Annotated in this window: 12 protein-coding genes; 7 read left to right on the top strand and 5 right to left on the bottom strand. The window is 41.2% G+C overall.

All coding sequences use genetic code 11. From position 1 onward, the window contains the following. Positions 1 to 28: 28 nt before the first annotated feature. Positions 29 to 1,609, top strand: coding sequence for a methyl-accepting chemotaxis protein (locus ACHSBP_RS17780; protein ID WP_395389891.1), 1,581 nt, complete (start codon positions 29 to 31; stop codon positions 1,607 to 1,609). A 113-nt stretch (positions 1,610 to 1,722) separates the two neighbouring features. Here the strand turns inward: ACHSBP_RS17780 and ACHSBP_RS17775 are convergent, their stop codons facing one another. The 3 genes from ACHSBP_RS17775 to ACHSBP_RS17765 all read right to left on the bottom strand — a co-directional run bounded on the left by ACHSBP_RS17775 (position 1,723) and on the right by ACHSBP_RS17765 (position 5,772). Next, complete coding sequence (locus ACHSBP_RS17775; RefSeq protein WP_395389889.1) at positions 1,723 to 3,897, bottom strand: M3 family metallopeptidase; 2,175 nt, start codon at positions 3,895 to 3,897, stop codon at positions 1,723 to 1,725. A 334-nt stretch (positions 3,898 to 4,231) separates the two neighbouring features. Next, positions 4,232 to 5,239, bottom strand: a complete 1,008-nt coding sequence (locus ACHSBP_RS17770; RefSeq protein ID WP_395389888.1) for a S66 peptidase family protein — start codon at positions 5,237 to 5,239, stop codon at positions 4,232 to 4,234. Continuing rightward, a complete protein-coding gene (locus tag ACHSBP_RS17765) occupies positions 5,239 to 5,772 on the bottom strand; it encodes a dihydrofolate reductase family protein (protein WP_100914629.1) in 534 nt (177 codons plus the stop codon). The genes ACHSBP_RS17770 and ACHSBP_RS17765 overlap by 1 nt, the downstream gene beginning before the upstream one ends. Before the next feature lie 216 nt (positions 5,773 to 5,988). On the opposite strand from ACHSBP_RS17765, the gene ACHSBP_RS17760 reads away from it, so the two are divergent. The 3 genes from ACHSBP_RS17760 to ACHSBP_RS17750 all read left to right on the top strand — a co-directional run bounded on the left by ACHSBP_RS17760 (position 5,989) and on the right by ACHSBP_RS17750 (position 10,000). Then, positions 5,989 to 6,714 (top strand): substrate-binding periplasmic protein, encoded by a 726-nt coding sequence (locus tag ACHSBP_RS17760; RefSeq protein ID WP_395389887.1) that lies wholly within the window; start codon positions 5,989 to 5,991, stop codon positions 6,712 to 6,714. A 243-nt stretch (positions 6,715 to 6,957) separates the two neighbouring features. Further along, positions 6,958 to 7,869 (top strand): DMT family transporter, encoded by a 912-nt coding sequence (locus ACHSBP_RS17755; protein WP_395389886.1) that lies wholly within the window; start codon positions 6,958 to 6,960, stop codon positions 7,867 to 7,869. 85 nt (positions 7,870 to 7,954) lie between these two features. Further along, positions 7,955 to 10,000: a TonB-dependent receptor gene (locus ACHSBP_RS17750; RefSeq protein ID WP_395389883.1), complete on the top strand. Its 2,046-nt coding sequence runs from the start codon at positions 7,955 to 7,957 to the stop codon at positions 9,998 to 10,000. Positions 10,001 to 10,068: 68 nt separating this feature from the next. Here the strand turns inward: ACHSBP_RS17750 and ACHSBP_RS17745 are convergent, their stop codons facing one another. After that, positions 10,069 to 11,694 (bottom strand): methyl-accepting chemotaxis protein, encoded by a 1,626-nt coding sequence (locus tag ACHSBP_RS17745; RefSeq protein ID WP_395389882.1) that lies wholly within the window; start codon positions 11,692 to 11,694, stop codon positions 10,069 to 10,071. Between the two features lie 451 nt (positions 11,695 to 12,145). Between ACHSBP_RS17745 and ACHSBP_RS17740 the strand changes: the two genes are divergently transcribed. Then, positions 12,146 to 15,577: a PAS-domain containing protein gene (locus ACHSBP_RS17740; RefSeq protein WP_395389879.1), complete on the top strand. Its 3,432-nt coding sequence runs from the start codon at positions 12,146 to 12,148 to the stop codon at positions 15,575 to 15,577. 312 nt (positions 15,578 to 15,889) lie between these two features. On the opposite strand, the gene ACHSBP_RS17735 is transcribed toward ACHSBP_RS17740, so the two are convergent. Beyond that, positions 15,890 to 16,261 (bottom strand): DoxX family protein, encoded by a 372-nt coding sequence (locus ACHSBP_RS17735; protein ID WP_010558377.1) that lies wholly within the window; start codon positions 16,259 to 16,261, stop codon positions 15,890 to 15,892. 110 nt (positions 16,262 to 16,371) lie between these two features. On the opposite strand from ACHSBP_RS17735, the gene ACHSBP_RS17730 reads away from it, so the two are divergent. Beyond that, on the top strand, positions 16,372 to 17,250 hold the full coding sequence (locus ACHSBP_RS17730; RefSeq protein WP_395389878.1) for a LysR family transcriptional regulator: 879 nt from the start codon (positions 16,372 to 16,374) through the stop codon (positions 17,248 to 17,250). Between the two features lie 185 nt (positions 17,251 to 17,435). Further along, complete coding sequence (locus ACHSBP_RS17725; protein WP_395389875.1) at positions 17,436 to 18,677, top strand: EAL and HDOD domain-containing protein; 1,242 nt, start codon at positions 17,436 to 17,438, stop codon at positions 18,675 to 18,677. Positions 18,678 to 18,751 lie beyond the last annotated feature (74 nt).

Here is an 18,751-nt window from a genome sequence, read left to right as displayed (position 1 = left end):
ATTAATAAAAAATAATTGGCGTCGTCTTATGCAGAAAAACCAAACCCTCACAGGCAGTGAGGTAAAACTAAAGTCGTCACAACGGATTGTTTCAACCACGGACCTTAAAGGTCGCATTACTTACGCAAACCAAGACTTTATCGACATTAGTGGCTATCAAAGCGAAGAGCTCATTGATCACGGCCATAATATTGTCCGTCACCCAGCGATGCCGTCATTGGCGTTTAAGGATTTATGGAGCACCATCAAGCAAGGTAAGCCTTGGATGGGTATCGTTGATAACCGCTGTAAAAATGGTGATAACTATTGGGTTGATGCTTACATTACCGCTGTCATGGAAGGGCAAAAAATTGTCGGTTATCAATCGGTGCGCCTAAAGCCAGAAGAAGAATACCTAAAACGCGCAAAAGCGCTTTATAGCTCGGTTAATAATGGCGCTAGTCTTGGTCAAAAAATTACGTCAGCAATGTCGTTTAACTTAATGGGTAAGTTAACATTTGCGGGCGTGTTTGCAACTGTTATTCCTGCCTTAATTGCTTCTTTCTTTGTTTCGTCAGTTGCACAGCTTTGGCCATTAATGCTGGCATTCGTGCTGTTTAGCGTATTTGCATGGGGTGTTGCCAAGCCTTATCAGGATGCTGCACGAAAAGCGAGTGAGATTTTTGATAATGATATTGCAAAACAAGTGTACACCGGTCGCAGTGATGAGCTAGGCCAGTTGCAGCTTACGATTAAAATGTTGCAAACCCAGCAAGAAACCATTGTGTGGCGTATTAACGACGCAACATCTGGGCTTGATACTGTAGCGCACAGCACAATGGACACGGCTGAGAAAACGAATCAATTAATGCAGCAGCAAAACCGTGAAGTTGAACAGGTCGCAGCTGCCATCAATCAAATGTCTGCAACGGTAAAAGAAGTGGCGCAAAACGCCTCTCTTACCGCTGATGCAACGCAAGTAGCCGATAACGAAGTAGTCGAAGGGCAACAAGTGGTTGATAGAACGACCGCCGATATTAACGAGCTTGTACGCGAAGTAGAGTCGGCTGTTGCGGTCATTAACAAACTTGCGTCAGATAGCCAGCAAATTGGCACTGTGGTTGATGTGATTCGTGGTATTGCCGAGCAAACCAACTTACTTGCGCTTAATGCCGCAATTGAAGCTGCAAGGGCAGGTGAACAAGGTCGTGGCTTTGCCGTTGTTGCCGATGAAGTACGTACACTCGCCGCGCGCACTCAGTCATCGACCGAAGAAATTCAGCAAATGGTTGCGACGTTACAACAATCTGCGGGTGAAGCTGTGTCAGCAATGCAGCAAGGGCAAACTAGAGCAGAGCAAAGTGCCGATCAGGCGCAACTTGCAAAAGCGTCACTTAGTCGTATTTTAGATGCGGTAAATACCATTACGGATATGAGTGCGCAAATCGCAACCGCTGCAGAAGAGCAGTCTGCGGTATCCGATGAAATTACAAAAAATGTGATTAACATTGATAATGCGAGTAAAGAAACACTCGACGCGTCAGAGCATGCATTTGAGTCAACAGAAAAACTGTTAAACGAAGCAGAGCGATTAACCACGATGGCGAAGCAATTTAGTCAGCACCGTTAATCTATCGTTGGGTCATTTATTAACTAAGTTTTAAGCTAATAAGATTCAGTGTGAAAAAAATGCCGCGATATTCGCGGCATTTTTGTATCAATTGATTTTAACTCGAAGTCAGATTACTTAACTGGGAAGCCACGGTCACGCATTAGTGCTTCAACTTCTGCGTCACGTCCTCTAAATAAACGATATGCTTCAGCTGGGTCCATTGCATTACGAATTGAGAATAAGTGCTTAACAAGCTTGTCAGCTAATTCTTTATCGTAAAAACCGCCCGGTGCTTCAGCAAATGCTTCAGATGCATCTGACGTTAGTACTTCTGCCCATAAGTAGCCGTAATAACCTGCTGAATAACCTTCACCAGAGAAGATATGGCCAAAGTGTGTGCTGCGGTGGCGCATTACAAGTTCACTTGGCATACCAATGGCTTCTAATTGCTCTTTTTCAAATTTAGCTGGGTCAATTTTAGCTGGATCGGTTGTATGGTATAGCATATCCATAATTGCCGATGCTAAGTACTCAGTAGTTTTAAAGCCTTGGTTAAAGGTTGCTGATTTCTTAATTTTAGCAACTAACTCTTTTGGCATTGGCTCACCAGTTTTATAGTGAACAAGGTAGTTATTGATCACTTCATCGGTTGTTAACCAGCGCTCAAGTAATTGCGATTGGAATTCAGTATAGTCACGTACACCTGAATGCGATTTAGGGTAAGCAACCGTTGCTGATAAGAAGTGAAGTGCATGGCCAAACTCATGGAAGTAAGTCTCTGCATCTGACCATGAGATCAGCGTCGGTTCGCCTTCAGGGCCTTTAACAAAGTTAGAATTGTTTGACGACAGAACGGTTTTCTTACCATCGAATGTTGTGTGGCTACGATAGGTGGTTGCCCACGCGCCTGAACGCTTACCTTTACGGCCAAATGGGTCTAAATACCATAAACCAATATGCTCGCCAGTGGTTTTGTCTGTTACATCCCACACGCGCACGTCTTCATGGAATACAGGTACCGAACCTGCTGCCACTTCGTTAAAGTTGAAGTTAAATAAACGACCTGCCACATAGAACATCGCTTCGCGCAGTTTATCTAGTTGCAAGTATTGTTTTACTTCGTTTGAATCAAGATCGTATTTCGCTTTACGTACTTTTTCTGCGTAGTAGCGATAATCCCATGGCGCAATTTTAATGTTTGCACCTTCGCTATCAGCGATAGCTTGCATGTCAGCAACTTCTTCACCCACGCGTGCAATTGCCGCAGGCCATACTTTATCCATTAGGGCTTTTGCATTCGCCGGTGTTTTTGCCATGCGATCTTCTAAACGCCACTGGGCATAGTTGTCGTAGCCCAATAGCTGCATGCGCTCGTGACGAAGCGTTAAGATGTCCTTAATTGTTTGGTTGTTATCAAATTCATCACCGTTGCCACCGCGGTTATAGTAGTTTTTCCATACTTGCTCACGCAATGCACGCTCATCTGAGTAGGTTAAAAACGGATCCATTGATGAACGCGAATTAGTGATTGCGAACATTTCTGGTTTACCACGATCTTTCGCCGCCGCTTTTGCCGCTGAAATTAACGAATCAGGTAAGCCTGAAAGTTGCTCTTTAGTTAAAAACACCACGTAATTTTCTTCATCTGCTAACACATTGTTGGCAAATTTAGTGTGAAGACCTGCAAGCTCTTGGTTAATTTCTGCAAAGCGTGCTTTAGATGGTTTATCAAGCGTTGCTCCATTGCGTGCAAAGCTATTGTAAGTAAGCCAAGTAACTCGTTGCTCTTCTGGTGTAAGTGATTTTAATGCATCGCTTTCGTATACCGCTTTAATGCGCGCAAAAAGCTTTTCATTTTGCGTAATTTTTGAGTTGAAGGCAGATAACTTAGGAGCCATTTCTTTTTGAATTGCACGAAATTCTGCGCTTGAAACGTTTGAGCGCCAAATACCGTAGTAAGTGTAAACGCGTTTTAAAAGGCTGCCTGATTTCTCAAGTTCAACAATGGTATTGTCAAACGTCGCTGGCGCAGGGTTATTGGCAATGGCATCAACTTCTGCCAGCTTTTGTGCCATTGCGGCATCAAATGCAGGCTTAAGCTCACTGAGTGTTACTTTATCAAATGCTGGTACACCGTTATATGGACCGCTAAATGCTGCCAAAATTGCGTTGTCGTTTTTAGTGTTTGTGGCAACTGTTTTTTCGGCTGCTGGTGCGTTTGAAACTGTTGGTGCTGATTTTTCACCACAGCCTGACAAAGCAAATACTGTTGCCATCGCAACCAGCGAAAGGTTAAGTTTTTTCATTGTGTGTTCCTAGTGTTATTTGCGAGTCTAAATTGCAATCGGGTTTAGAAAATAAGGCACGCTAAGCGTGAATGCTCACTCTTTAAATAGTTAATCATTCTACGAGCTAAATAGCGTGCTGAATGCGTGCATTTGGCGTGATGTCTGATTACATACTTAATAGAATTGATACAAAACAGGCAAGTAGGTGAAAGCAAATGTTAGTAAGGGTGTTTCATACTAAAAATGTTCACTGCACCAAGTTGCTATGTTTAATTCGCTAGCAGAGCGACTCGCTTAATTCGATTGTGTGCTTATGCTAAAAAGCTTTTTGCATAAGCACAATGTTTTTGCGTTAAATGAGCGTTTGCTTAAGGTTAAGCTCAGGTGATACTTCGCACAGCGCACCGTTTACCAAGGTAAGGTTAGGCGGCTGATGGCCTATATCCATATCGTAAATAATTGGAATATCAAGTTCGGCTTGCGTGAGTGCCAAGGCAAAATCAATTTGCTTGTTAGCAGTTGAGGCCGCATGTCTGCCAACAAAAAGTGCGTTAATGCGCTCGAAATGGCCTTTGTATTTTAGCATTAGCAATGCGCGTAGCCAGGCGGTAGGGCTGAGTTCAGCATTTTCGATGTATAAAATAACACCTTCTTTTTCATAGTGTTGGCAAAAACCCTGCAGATCACAATACGGGCTATCTAAGGTAAAAATAAGCGTATCTAAACAGCCGCCGATTAAACGCCCAGAAACACCCTCACTTGGCCAATTAAGTGTTTTCCAACACGTTTTTTGCGTTAAATTATAAGCCGCATCAGGATTGTTAATTACATCAGCGTAGTCTGCTTCAAAATGACTTGATGCGGTTTGTGTAAAGCTATCGCCCTTTTTCAGCGTTATTGCGTTATAAAAAGCAGCTGTCGTGCTATCAGATTGATTAGGAACCAATTGCATTAGATTAGCTGTGTGCATACTTGCCCAACTTAACCGCGTTGACAGTGCAACTTGCAGTGTACTTACATCCGAAAAGCCAATTAGCCACTTAGGTTTCGCACTTTGTAATTGCGCAAAATCAAGCAGGGGCAATAGTTCCATTGCAAGTTCTCCACCCCAAGGCGGCATAATCGCATCGATACTATCGTCTAGCAGGCATTGCATTAGTTGTTGTGCGCGAACTTCTTTGTTGGCGCTGACATGCTGGTGGTTATGTTTTAGGTTTGGGTCAAGAACTAGTTCAAAACCCAATTGTTTGAAATGCGCTAGTGCCAAAGATAAGCGGGGGTGAAAGGCTTCGTCGACGCCCGATGAAAATGCACAAACAGCGATTTTACTGCCTACAACTAGAGCATTTGGGTACTGCATTATCTGTCTCTAATGTAATGATTTTGCACCACTTTATCTATATACTTTTTGCTTGCCAAGAGTTTAAAGCCCAATGGCTCAGGTAAATCGCCAAATAATGGGTAGCCACCACCCAACAGCACAGGAATTCGTGTCAGGATCATTTCATCGACTAAGTCTTCCTTTAAAAAGCTTTGAATAGTTTTACCGCCATCAATATAAAGGTTGTGATAGCCAAGTTCAGCTAAGTTTTTGACAATTTTTTGTAGCTCACCGTTTACCAGAAAAACCTTGCCTTCGTAACCCTTAGGAACATGTGTTAGGGAGTTAGAAAGTACAAAAACGGGTTTGCTGTATGGCCATTCCACGCCAAATGACAACACCATTTCAAAAGTGTTTCGGCCCATTAACAGTGCATCGATGCCTGCGATAAATGCATCAAAACCAAAGTCATCGCCGTCAGGGTTGGGTAACTGATGTAGCCAATCAATTTTGTTATCTTTATCAGCAATATAACCATCGAGACTAGTTGCAATAAATACTTTGTTTGTCATCAGAAATTCTTCTTTTTATTGTTCCGAATTCAATTTAACGTAAAAATTTTAATGGGGCTAATAACTCTTTGTTGTAGTGAACTAAACCCATACGACTTATTTTGGCATAAAAATAGTTTTGTGATGGGGTTTTTCTCATAAGCAGTCATGCCACTTTTACCTGCGTAATTACATTGAGCTTCTATACTTAAAGCGTTATCAGTGAGGAAGTTAGCCATGTTGCGGTTATTGGTTTTTATTGGGTTTTTGTATGTTAATATAAGTTACGCAGAGAGCTATACGGTATTGAGTTATCACGGTGCCAACCCGCCCTACAGTTATTTTGAAGGCGATATTATGAAAGGTATTTTTCCTGATATCTTTGCGCGCATCTCGGAATTATCTGGGCATCAGTTTACATTCGTTACTTTTTCTGTTGCCCGTGGTTTACGATTGTTCGATCAAGGCAAAGTTGATATTGAACCGGGCATTAATCCAATATGGCGCAGTCACACCAAAGTACCGGGTATCTACAGTGAATTTTATGCCAGCTCGCGAGAAATTGTCATCGCGTCGCAATATCGTCAGGAAAAAACACCATCAGATTTATATCATAAAGTACTCGGCGTAGTACGTGGTTATCGCTACGGTGATTTTGAACAACACTTTGCACCCGGGAAAATAGTGAAAGTAGATTCCCGTTCTGAGGTTGAGTTATTGGCGCAAATTGAACATGGCAATATTGATTACGCCATTTTAGGCGAAGCAAGCGCGCTGTTTTATATAAATAAAAACAAAAGAACCTCGTTTAAACCGGTATTATTAGTGAGTGATTTGCCAGTTGCCATGCGGTTTCAACCACATTTACGTGTTTTGCGCTCAGAGCTAAATAAAATTTTGGTCGACATGAAACAACGCGGTGAAATAGACACTATTTACGCTAAATATGGCGCAAAGCCGTAACGTCTAACGGTAAACTTAACAGCTGAAAAAACGAGCTTAAAAGTGCAACACACAACAAAGATTTAGTATATGCTACAGGCCCCTGTTATTTAACGTTAGCATTGTGTATGTTGCTTTGTTTTCCCTTTCTCAATGGAGTGTTATTTGCTCCGTTTATTAGCCTATTGCAAAACCGGACTGCTTTAAATAAGCAGCGCAGTATCGCTTTTCTCACCCTGAACTTATCGCTATTTGGGTATAAATATGACCAATAAACAGTTTTTTCTTTTGCTTTTGCTCGCTGCAATTTGGGGCGCGTCGTTCTTGCTTATTCGTATTGCCGTCGACAGCTTTGCACCGGTTTTTTTAATTGAGGCGCGGGTATTATTTGCTGCGCTTAGCCTATCAATTATTGCGCTATTGATGCGGCGTAAAGCGATGGTAAAAGGCCTCGTTGGGCATTACTTTTTTGTCGGGCTTTTTAATTCGGCAATTCCATGGATGTTATTTGCCTACGCGGCGCAAACCTTAACTGTTGCGATGTTAGCTATTCTAAATGCCACCGCACCAATTTGGGGCAGTTTAATTGGCCGATTTTGGCATGGAGAGCGAATTTCTCGGCAAGGTTGGTGTGGGCTTGGCTTGGGTATTTTAGGCGTTGTTTTAATGGTTGGATTAGCCCCGAATATGATCAATGCCGAAAGTTTAGTCGCGTTACTAGCCGCTACGTTTGCGGCGTTTTGTTACGGTATTGCGACAAATTACACTAAGCATGTAAAACACAAAGTGCCGAGTTTTGATACATCTCATGGCAGCTTGTGGGCAACGGTCATTTTGTTAGTGCCGCTATTGCCGTTTTTCCCAATGAATCAAATGCCATCAACAGATGAAATATTGGCGGTGGTATTGCTTGGCATAGTGTGTACTGGTATCGCGCTTATTTTTTACTTTGATTTAGTTGCCGAAATTGGTGCAGCGTCAGCATTGTCGGTCACCTTTTTAATTCCGGGATTTGCTGCAATTTGGGGTTATGTTGTCCTTGGCGAAGTACTCACTTTAAATGTGTTGGTAGGCATTATTACGGTGTTACTAGGTACCATGTTAGTAACCGGGTTTTCACCCATGCGCTTTTTAAAAAAACGTAAAGGGGATTTACAACCATCAAGCAAACTGTGACATATTGTCGCAGTTTGCGGTTTTTACTTTGTGATGTGGTGCTTTTTTTAAGAAAATTTCCTTAGTTTGTATATGGAAGTTTTTTATGAAAAGCACACTTAACACAATAACGCTTTGTATTCTCTCGTTATCGTCATCTTTAGTATTTGCTAAGTCAGATATGGAGGTGATCACTGTTTCGTCTCACATTAATCAATTTGCGCTATCTACTGAGCAGGCCAAGGCCAGTGTATCACTGCCTGATGTATCAGATTGGTTACTTTCAGTACCTGGGGCAAATGCCAATAAAAATGGTCAAATATCGGGTATAGCTCAATATCGTGGGTATTACGGTGACCAAGTCGCTGTTGCCATTGACGGCGTAAAGCAAATTGGTGCAGGCCCTAATGCCATGGATGCACCGCTGAGTTATGTTTCGCCGCTTTTAATTAACTCGGTAGATGTGTATCGCGGTATTGCACCGGTGAGTAGCGCGTTAGATTCGTTTGGTGGTGTGGTTAAGGTGCATCAAAAACGTGCTGCTGATATTGATGCAGGTGAGCGTAATTTAGCACTTACCGGTACTTATTTATCTAATTACGCCGGTTACAATGTGTCAGCCGTGGCAGGCGCAGGGTTTGATGAATTTGCCTTAAATAGCTATGTCGCATTGCAGAATGCGGATGATTATGAAGATGGTGATGGACGAGAAGTTCACTCATCAAAAGTCGAACGCTTGCAGTATGGCGTTGATGTGGCGTATCGCCAACAAGCGTCTTCAGTTGGCTTAATTTGGCAGCGCACTGACACCAAACCTACCGGCACAATCGCATTGCCAATGGACATTGATTACGTAGAAAGTGATCGCATTAAGCTTGATTACCAAACGCAGCTTAACGAGCTTGCATTAGATGCATACATTGCCTACCACACAGCAGAGCATGGTATGGACAATTATTCACAGCGAAGTAATGCAAATATGCAAAAACATCGCTACAACACAACAGATGTTGAGAATTTAAGTTATTTTGTTGCAGGCAAATTGGCTCAGTGGCAATTTGGTTTAGAGGGCTATATTAGTGAGCATGGCTCACGCATTACTAACCCAAATAATGCGATGTTTTTTGTTGAAAACTTTAATCAAGTTGAAGACAACCGCCATTCAATCTTTACTGAGTGGCAATCAGAAGCCAATGACTTTAGCCAGCGTGTAGGTGCGCGTGTTAAATACAATCAAGCAAATGCAGGTACTGTGTCTAGCTCAATGGCGATAATGAATCCGCATATTAAAATGTTACAACAGCAATTTAATAATGCCGACCGCAGTGTTAACGATACCACAGTTGATATTAGCTACTCGGGCAGGGCACAGCACTCAGAGCGCTACTCTACGGAAATCAGTTTTGGTTTAAAACAACGCGCGCCATCTTATCAGCAGCGTTATTTATGGTTACCAATGCAAGCTACAGGTGGCCTTGCTGATGGTAAAACCTATATTGGTAATATAGATTTGAATGCGGAAACTGCTTATCAGTTAAATCTTGCATGGCATTATCAAGCTAATGGCTTCAGTATCTCACCACAGGTCTTCTATCATCAAATTGATGATTATATTCAAGGTACGCCATCAAATAATATGGCTGCGAATATGGTCGGTACTATGATGGGAGGTGAAGCGCCACTTCAGTTTAATAATATTGATGCACACTTATTTGGTGCGGATGTAAATCTTGTTTGGCGTTTAAATGATATGTGGCAACTAACCGGGGTTGTTAGTTACGTCACCGGTGAGCGAGAAGACATCGACGATGATCTCTATCGTATTGCGCCGTTAAACTCGCGGATTACTGCTCATTATCAAATTGGTGATTGGCACTCGCAGTTAACACTGAGTGGGTATGCTAAACAAACTAAAGTGAGCGAATTAAATAATGAAAAAGAGTCAGCAGGTTACGGCACCCTTGATTTGCAATTGGATTACGATGTAACAGCACAACTAAGAGTTAACTTTGGTGTCAACAACTTGCTAGATAAAGCTTATCGTCCTCATTTAAATGGAGTTAACCGTGCTATGGGCAGCGAAGTAATGGTGGGTGAAGGCGTACCTGAGGTTGGCCGCAACGTATTTGTTGGGTTTAATGTGAGCTTATAACGCGTTACTGTAAATATTAAAAAAGGAGCGATATCGCTCCTTTTTTATTGGATGTGTAACACTATTCGTTAAACTTTAAAGATACTAATATCGTTATTAAGCTTGCCCGATAACTCCGACAGCGTACGACCAGTTTGCGCCATATCAGATGCACTAATTGTAACGCTGCGAATACTATCGCTAAACTCGTTAATATTTTGGGAAATTTCAGCGGCAACCGTCGTTTGTTCTTCAGTTGATGTAGAAACCACGATATTCATATCGGCAATTTCGGTAATTGCGTCGGCAATAGATTGGATTGAACTGGCTGATGCTGCGGCAATTTCAACGCTGTGACTCGCTTTACCTGAGGCATCTTCCATACTCGAAACCGCGCGTTGAGACGCATCTTGTAAGGCTATGATCATAGAGCTAATTTGCTCTGTGGCTTTTTGCGTATTGTGAGCAAGCTGGCGTACTTCGTCGGCCACCACAGCAAAACCACGGCCCGATTCACCTGCGCGTGCAGCTTCAATTGCCGCATTAAGTGCAAGCAAATTAGTTTGCTCTGCTACATTTTGAATAATTTGCACCACTGAGTTGATTTCATTGCTTTTTTCACTCAGTAAATCAATGTCTTCTTTGGTGTGACGAATCACTTCGTTTAATTGATTGATTGAATCAATGTTCTCTTGAACTTTTGCTAATCCGTGTTTAGCGGTGTCGTCAGATTCGTTGGCTTTATGTGATGTAGTTACTGCATTGGACGCAACCTCGCCAATAGCTGCGCTCATTTCGGTAATAGCGGTGGCAATCATGGTGGTTTGGTGTTCTTGTTGCTCTGTGGTTGCCGCTACTTGGCTACTACTACGCGACATTTGCTCTGATTCGTTACTAAGGGTTTTAACCGCGTTTAGTAGCTCTTCAATTAGTGATTTAAAATGGTTAAGCATGGTATTAATGCTTACCGCGGTACGAGAAAATTCATCATTGCCGTATTCTGAAACGCGTAACGTTAAGTCGGTATTATTGGCAATATTCGCCATGGTAGAACCAATCGCTCTTAACGGGGTGATAATAGATTTATAAATAACTAGCGCCATTACTATGGTGGCGATAAGCAGTAAAACACAAGCAATGATAAAACTCAGTTGCGTAGATTCGTAGTTTTCTGTTGCATCATCGGTAAATTGCTGCGATGTGTTTAACTGTAAATCGATAAGGTCATTTAAACTGGTACTAAAAGGGTCAAACACATCGTACATTTCTTTTACGAACATTTCTGGAGAACTGGCGAGAGGCTGCTCCATTGCTATTTGATTTTGGTACCAATTTACTTTTTGTTTTACTTTGCTAAATAGGGATTCGCTTACACCAATAAGTCTTTTTTCTTCGCTGGTAAGCTCGGTATTTAAGTAAGCCTGCCAGTTCTGATTAGCAACGTTTTCAGCGCTTTCAATGGCTGCAAGTAATTGGCTTTTAGAAAGTAACTTTGCGTTGTATTTATGCAGATTATCAACAATGCTTACGGCGTAATTGTCAGACACCACTTTTATTTGTTTTAAGGGGACGACACGATCGTTGTTGATACTTTGAATTCCCATCACCAGTGACTTAGTCATCATCAGCGATATGATAGCAAGGCCAATAAAAGCAACAATGGGGACGGTTATTAGAATGGTAAGTCTAGTTTTCACACTTACGGTATTGAGCATAGTAATTACCTTTTAGGCTTATTAAATTAACCTGAGCGAGTCAGATTAACGGCTTTAATATATACCCTTCGACCTTACTGTTTTGCTGATATGGTCCTCCCTATCCAATGTAAAAAACAAAACAAGCCATAAACCAGTTTTAATTATGGTTTATTGTTGAGAAAAGTACATTTTTGAATTCACTAAAAATTCATTTTAAATTTATTTTATTTCATCTTGATTAAGGAATATCGATAAATCAAAGGGTTATTGATTTTGATCAAATTATGCTCGTACTTATTTCTGGGTTCGGTATTTTAGTTTTTACAATGAAGGATGTGTTGTTTGAAATGTAAACGATTTGATTTTTGCAGCACAATTAATGAATGTACTGATAGTACTAAAGTTATACGAGCTAATTACTGTAATATGACTTAGTCTAGAGTTACGCACATAAATAAAAACGAAAATAATGCTTACAATTTGGTCAGTTAGTGCAATTGCATTTGTTTATTTAGCACTGTTATTTGCGATTGCTTATGTTAGTGAAAAATATAAGTTCCAGTCATTTAAGTCCATGGTTTATGGGCTAACATTAGCAGTTTATTGTACCTCTTGGTCGTTTTATGGCACCACAGCGCAAGCGGCGAATAATGGCTGGTGGCTTGCGCCCACTTACGTGGGGAGTTTGCTTTTATTTATTTTTGGCTGGCAAGTTTATTTAAAGATAAGCGAAATTTGCCAGACACATAAAATCACTTCTATTTCTGATTTTATTGCTACCCGCTATGGGCAATCTAGTTCACTGGCGAGCTTAATTACCACTATTTCAGTGTTTGCCATTATTCCTTATATTTCGCTGCAGCTAAGCGCTATCAGTCAAAGTACCCAATTAATTGCCGGTAGCGCTGAAACGCATTCAATTTGGCACGATGGAACGTTTTATATAACGCTAGTTTTAGCGATTTTTGCGATGTTATTTGGTGCTAATAAGCTGCGCCCTAATGCGCATAACTTAGGCTTGATGAATTCAATTGCATTTGAATCATTAGTTAAGTTGTTCGCGTTTTTAGCGATTGGTTTATATGTATGTTTTGAATTATTTGAAAGCCCTACAGCGCTGCTGCATAGCGCTAAATCTGCGGGGTTAGAACAACAAGTTGCTGATCATGGCAGCGCCAATTATGTGTACATTAGCCATATGATTTTAGGCGTACTGGCTATGCTGTGCTTACCACGTCAATTCCACGTTAGTTTTGTTGAACGCGACGATAAAACTGACATTAAAAAAGCACGCTGGATATTTCCTATATATTTGCTTTTGCTAAATATTTGTACACTGCCAATTGGATATGCAGGGCTATTGCTACTCGAGCCACAAAGTGTTGCGTCAGATACCTTTGTACTGGCGTTACCGCTTGCATTTGAAAATCAAACTTTGGCAATGGTGGCTTATTTAGGTGGTTTCTCAGCTGCAATTAGCATGGTGATTTTAGCCGCAATTGTGCTCTCAGTGATGATAACAAACGACATTATTAACCCATTACTGTTAACTAAAAATAAAGAGGAAAGTGCCGCAGCAGGGCTTTCACCCACAGGGATTTTACGTGCGCGAAAAGCGGTTATTTTGGGTGTGCTTATAGCCAGCTATTTTTGCCACAAGTTGCTAAGTGGCACCAATAGTTTGGCAAATGTGGGGCTTATGTCGTTTACGTTGGTTGCGCAATTTGCCCCTGCGTTATTGCTGGGGTTAGTATGGCGTGGGGCGTCGCGTAAGGCAGCAAAATACGCCATTTTAACGGGCTTTGCTGTATGGGTTTATGGCTTATTTTTACCCTCAATCGCTACTAGTTTAAATTGGCAAAGTGCGTGGTTAGTGGCCGGCCCATTGGGATTACAGTTCCTAGCACCAGCTGACCTTTTAGGACTCGGTCTTGATAGTATTTCGCAAACTTTGTTGTTATCACTCACCTTTAACACCGTCGTGTTTGTGTATATTTCATTAAAACGTGGCGCGGAAGTGGCAGAGCAGTTACAGGCTGAAAAGTTTGTATTTTCAGTAGAGCAACAACACGCCAATAATACCAAACATCAGCTAAGCGTTGATGAATTGAGCCGTTTATTACTGCGCTTTGTTGATGGCGCGACCGGCAAGCAAATTATTCAGCAGTATTTTCCATTAGCGATAACAGGCTGGCAAAAACCCGCTAGCATGGAGTTAGAATCTTTGGTTGCCCGAGAAATGGCTGCGGTGATTGGCGGCTCGTCAGCAAATTTGGTGCTCACGGCTGCGAAGAATAAACACGGGCAATTAAGCGAAGTGGCAACCATCGTCGATGAAGCTAGCCAAGTACTTAAATTTAATCGCGATTTACTGCAATCGACGATTGAAAACGTTAACCAAGGCATTAGCGTGGTAGATGGCGATTTAAACTTAGTGGCATGGAATAGCGTATATCAAACCATGTTCAATTACCCTGATAACGCCCTTTATATTGGTCGCCCCATCGCCGATATTATTCGCTTTAATGCCGAACGCGGGTTATTTAAGGCAAGCGACATTGAAAGCGAAATAGCTAAACGTTTGGCGTTTTTAAAAACCGGCAGTGCTTATAAGTATCAGCGTGCTCATCAAAATGGTCGGGTATTTGAAATGCAAGGCAATCCGTTGCCTAGCGGTGGCTTTGTAACAACCTTTAGCGATGTTACTGAGTTTGTGAATACTCAAGATGCGCTGAAAGAAGCTAATACTAATCTCGAGCAAAAGGTTAACGAGCGCACCCATGCATTAACGCAGGCCAATTTAGAATTAGCGCAAGCAACCGAGAGTAAAACCCGTTTTTTTGCCGCGGCGAGCCATGATTTATTACAGCCTTTCAATGCTGCCAGCTTATTTTGCTCAGTAATGGAAGAAAAGTCGCAAGGCTCAGAATACGCAGAGCTTGCGAGTAATATTAAAAACTCCCTTACTTCGGCAGAAGACTTACTGAGCAGCATTTTAGAGCTCACAAAACTCGAATCTGGCAGCTTAAAAATCGAAAAAAGTGAATTCTCGATTGCCAAATTGCTTACGCCTCTTAGCGCTGAATTCTCTGCCCTCGCGTATGAAAAAGGCCTAGTTTTTACATCGCAATTTGATGACGAGACTGTTAGTTCTGATCGCACTTTACTGCGCCGTGTGGTGCAGAACTTGTTAAGCAATGCGGTGCGCTATACCCAATCGGGCGAGGTATCACTTTGCGCTGAAAAAGTAGGAAAACAACTGGTGTTATCGGTTAAAGATACGGGCCCCGGTATTGCAGCTGAGGATCAAACTCTGATATTCCAAGAATTTAAACAACTCGATGGACATGATAAAGCGCAAGGACTTGGCCTTGGCTTAGCCATTACAAAGCGTATTTCCGATGCGCTTAATCTAGACTTAACTTTACGGTCAAATATAGGTAGCGGCGCGCAGTTTTCTATATCTTTGCCACTTGTCGTAGAAAATAAAAATCGACAAGAGTTTACTCCAACACCTGTAAATACTGAGCAAACAGCGAGTTTTGTTGGCTTAACTGTTTGGCTGATTGATAACGATGAAACGGTGTTACAAGCCCTAGCCAAGCGTTTACAAACGTGGGGCTGTAATGTGCAAACGGCAACCAATAAAGTTCAGTTAACGGCACTTAAAGAGACAAAAGTACTGCCTATGTTGATCATTGCAGATTATCACCTAGATGATGGTGTGACAGGGGTGGAATTACTTCAAGAATGCGGTTTAAACTATTTGCCTTGTATTATAAATACCGCGGAACATGACGAGTCGGTGCGCGAATTGATAAGCGATGCGGGATACCCGCTTTTATATAAACCAGTTAAAGCACCAGCGTTAAAGCGCTTAATTAAAAAGTTATGTGCCTAACGGAAGCGTTACGCAACCACTTAAGTTTAATCTATATGATAATTTGTATTCCGGTTGCTAAAGAAGGAAATAACTGCACGCTACCAAGTTAATGAAGTTGCGTTTTGTGAAAAAGTTACAACTCGGTATATACCAGTAATATCCTCTTTTGAAGTCTTTAGATACAAAGTCAAACTAACTCTTCGACTTTTAACATAACTTTTTGGTCGGGATTAAGCTGTGTTGCATCGCTTTGCTCAAATGTTTAGGTAGTCTAAAGCGATTGATGAGACAATTTATGTAACCTCACCAGAGTGTTTATTATTTGGCGTGTTAAAGTAAATTAACGATCAAACCATAATGTTTGATTAATATCATGCCAGATAAAACGAGTGTGATTAGCGCGGGTACTGCATCTTTAAACGTGTCATATCGAAAGTGAAAAAAAAGCGCGCCAATAGATGTAAACGCAATCCCTAATGCGCCTAACACCATGAGTAAATCTAGCTTTAATATTAGAGATGCAACTAACAAAATAGCTGCAGCCATTTCAATCAATCCGACTAAATACATATGGGTACGCGTGAGCCCATACTTTTTAAAAAAGGCTAATTGAGTATTAAAGATAAACGGTTGCCAACCCAGCACTTTGATTGAGCTTGCAAATAGAAAAAATAGAAATAGCACGCAAGTAATTATAGTCATAATGTGACTCCTTAAAGTAATTGTTAGCGCTATTTAAGCATTCCTACTTTTACTCATAAATACCTATATAATGATTTATAGTATTCCCAATTGGAATGTATGGGTGGAAGATGGATAAACTCGAATGTATTAATTTATTTTGCGTGGTGGCAAGACTTAATAGTTTCACAGCCGCAGCAAATGAGCTTAATGTGACGCAAAGTGCAGTGAGCAAAAAGATTGCGTGGTTAGAGCACAAATTGGGCTTTAATTTATTTGAAAGAAGTGCTCGCAAAATAAACTTAACGGATGCAGGAAAATCTTATTTAGCATTTTGTGTGCAATTAGTTGAGCAAATTAATGTCACCGAGCAAATGTTAAAGGGTGAGCAGGCAAAAGTTTCGGGAAGATTAAAAATATCCGTTCCGTCAGCGTTTGCAACGCACATGCTGTCTCAGCCTGTGTCAGATTTTTTAAACCAACACCCAAAGGTCCAGTTAGAAGTCTCTGTAAATGATCAGCAAGTGGACTTATATAAAGACGATGTTGATATTGCACTTAGAGCCGCGCACCTGCCAGATTCTGGGCTGAAAGCAAAAAAGTTATTGGATCATGAGCTATGTTACTTTGCTGCGCCTGATTACTTAGAACAAAATGGCTATCCTTCAACGCCCTCAGATTTGGCGTACTATCAATGTATTACTTATTCGCTTAGTCGGCCATCGAATGTGTGGTTTATTAATCAGCAAAAGCATTCGGTTTTAGAGTTTATTAAAAGTGATAGCCCAGAATTTATTGTGCAAATGGCCCTGATGGGCTGTGGAATTGCGGGAATGCCTAAATGGATGGTGCAAGATAAGTTGAATGAAGGTGCATTGGTAGAGCTATTTAATGATTGTAAAAAGGCTTCTCTCCCGATGTATGCAGTATATAAAAATGCAGACTATATCCCGTTTAAAATCCGCGCTTTTGTGGATTACTTATCGCGTTATTTTACTGAACAGGTCTGAACCCTTTTGTGTAAGCTAAGTGAGGGGGCATTTACGATACGGCTTTAATTCATCAACATGTTTTGTTTGCTCAAACGGCTTGGCTGACGTAGTCTTAATGAAAGTGTTGATAATTTAGTCAGAATCATAGTTGATAAAATTTAAATCACTCTGTTAGAGCTTTCACTACTCAATTGGCTGTACTTATGACGAAACCTGTAACCCAGTTTATTGCACGACAAGCCATTCTTGATGCATCGAAGCAAATATTTGCTTATGAGTTGCTGTATCGAGATTCAGACAATAATGCCTTTCCTGTTGGTGTTACCGATGAACAAGCAACAGGGCGAGTTTTTTTTAACTCACTGATTTTAGTTGGCAAAGATAAATTGGTTGCTAATCACTGTGCATTTATAAACTTATCTGACACAACGTTATTACAAGAAATTCCGCGATTACTGAAACCCGATAACTTGGTGCTTGAAATTGTTGAACGCTCTCAGAATCTTGAGGAATTGCTGGCGATTGTAAAAACGCTCAGAAAACAAAATTATAAATTTGCGCTAGATGATTACGACAAAGACCCAAGATGGGAGCCTTTGTTACCTTACATGTCTTACGTAAAATTAGAGCTAGAGCACCCGATTTTAAAAACCACCACCTTAGCTAAGAAGCTAAAGCGTTTATACCCCAAACTTAAAATTGTTGTTGAACGAATAGAAACCTACGAAGACTTTAACTACTTACAACAAGCAGGCGTTGATTTGTTTCAAGGCTACTTTTTTGCCAAGCCCGAGATGCTAACCCATGGCAATGTTGAACCATCAAAGCTGGTGGTATTTGATTTATTAAAATCGACCACTCAACCTAACCTCAATTTCAAAGAAATCGAAAGCAAGATTTCCAAAGACTTAAGTCTGACTGCGCGCGTACTTAAACTGGTTAATGCCCATTCCGGCCTTGATAAGCAAGAAATGAAGTCAATTTCGCAGGCTGTGGTGTATTTGGGAGAAGATACCCTCAGGCAGTTTATACGGGTATTAGCACTCAGTGACTTGGGGGTTGATAAGCCTTCAGAGTTGACCAAATTTGGCTTAATGCGCGCCCAGTTTATGTCGCTATTTCTCGCACCGGGCGGTAAAGAGATGGCCGAGCAGGGGTACCTGATTGGTTTAATGTCTATTTTAGGCGCCGTATTAGATATGGATCTTAATACCGTTATTAGCGAATTTTCATTAGACAGCAATTCAAGTGGAGCGCTGTTAAATTATGACGGTCTTCTCGGTGGCGCATTAAAAATCGCGATGGCGATTGAAGAAAATAATTGGCAAACAGCCGCATCCATTTTAGCTGAAGTAAGACCTGCAACACCTATTTCAAGTATTTTTGAATTGTCAGAGCAAAGCCGCACCTATGCAGATGATGTGTTTGCGGTTGTATCTGGGTAAGAAGGATTAGAGCTCGTCTTAAAACGTTAAAAAGTCGGTTTTAAATTGCTAAAGTAGAATAAAAGCCGCTTATC

This window comes from Pseudoalteromonas sp. XMcav1-K, assembly GCF_044005875.1.
Lineage (GTDB): Bacteria > Pseudomonadota > Gammaproteobacteria > Enterobacterales > Alteromonadaceae > Pseudoalteromonas > Pseudoalteromonas spongiae.
This window is presented reverse-complemented; position numbering and strand designations above follow the sequence as displayed.

What these genes read in the sequence shown, in the direction of transcription:
- ACHSBP_RS17780 (WP_395389891.1), top strand. Translation starts at nt 29, where the DNA reads ATGCAGAAAAACCAAACCCTCACAGGCAGTGAGGTAAAACTAAAGTCG.
- ACHSBP_RS17775 (WP_395389889.1), bottom strand. Translation starts at nt 3,897, where the DNA reads ATGAAAAAACTTAACCTTTCGCTGGTTGCGATGGCAACAGTATTTGCT.
- ACHSBP_RS17770 (WP_395389888.1), bottom strand. Translation starts at nt 5,239, where the DNA reads ATGCAGTACCCAAATGCTCTAGTTGTAGGCAGTAAAATCGCTGTTTGT.
- ACHSBP_RS17765 (WP_100914629.1), bottom strand. Translation starts at nt 5,772, where the DNA reads ATGACAAACAAAGTATTTATTGCAACTAGTCTCGATGGTTATATTGCT.
- ACHSBP_RS17760 (WP_395389887.1), top strand. Translation starts at nt 5,989, where the DNA reads ATGTTGCGGTTATTGGTTTTTATTGGGTTTTTGTATGTTAATATAAGT.
- ACHSBP_RS17755 (WP_395389886.1), top strand. Translation starts at nt 6,958, where the DNA reads ATGACCAATAAACAGTTTTTTCTTTTGCTTTTGCTCGCTGCAATTTGG.
- ACHSBP_RS17750 (WP_395389883.1), top strand. Translation starts at nt 7,955, where the DNA reads ATGAAAAGCACACTTAACACAATAACGCTTTGTATTCTCTCGTTATCG.
- ACHSBP_RS17745 (WP_395389882.1), bottom strand. Translation starts at nt 11,694, where the DNA reads ATGCTCAATACCGTAAGTGTGAAAACTAGACTTACCATTCTAATAACC.
- ACHSBP_RS17740 (WP_395389879.1), top strand. Translation starts at nt 12,146, where the DNA reads ATGCTTACAATTTGGTCAGTTAGTGCAATTGCATTTGTTTATTTAGCA.
- ACHSBP_RS17735 (WP_010558377.1), bottom strand. Translation starts at nt 16,261, where the DNA reads ATGACTATAATTACTTGCGTGCTATTTCTATTTTTTCTATTTGCAAGC.
- ACHSBP_RS17730 (WP_395389878.1), top strand. Translation starts at nt 16,372, where the DNA reads ATGGATAAACTCGAATGTATTAATTTATTTTGCGTGGTGGCAAGACTT.
- ACHSBP_RS17725 (WP_395389875.1), top strand. Translation starts at nt 17,436, where the DNA reads ATGACGAAACCTGTAACCCAGTTTATTGCACGACAAGCCATTCTTGAT.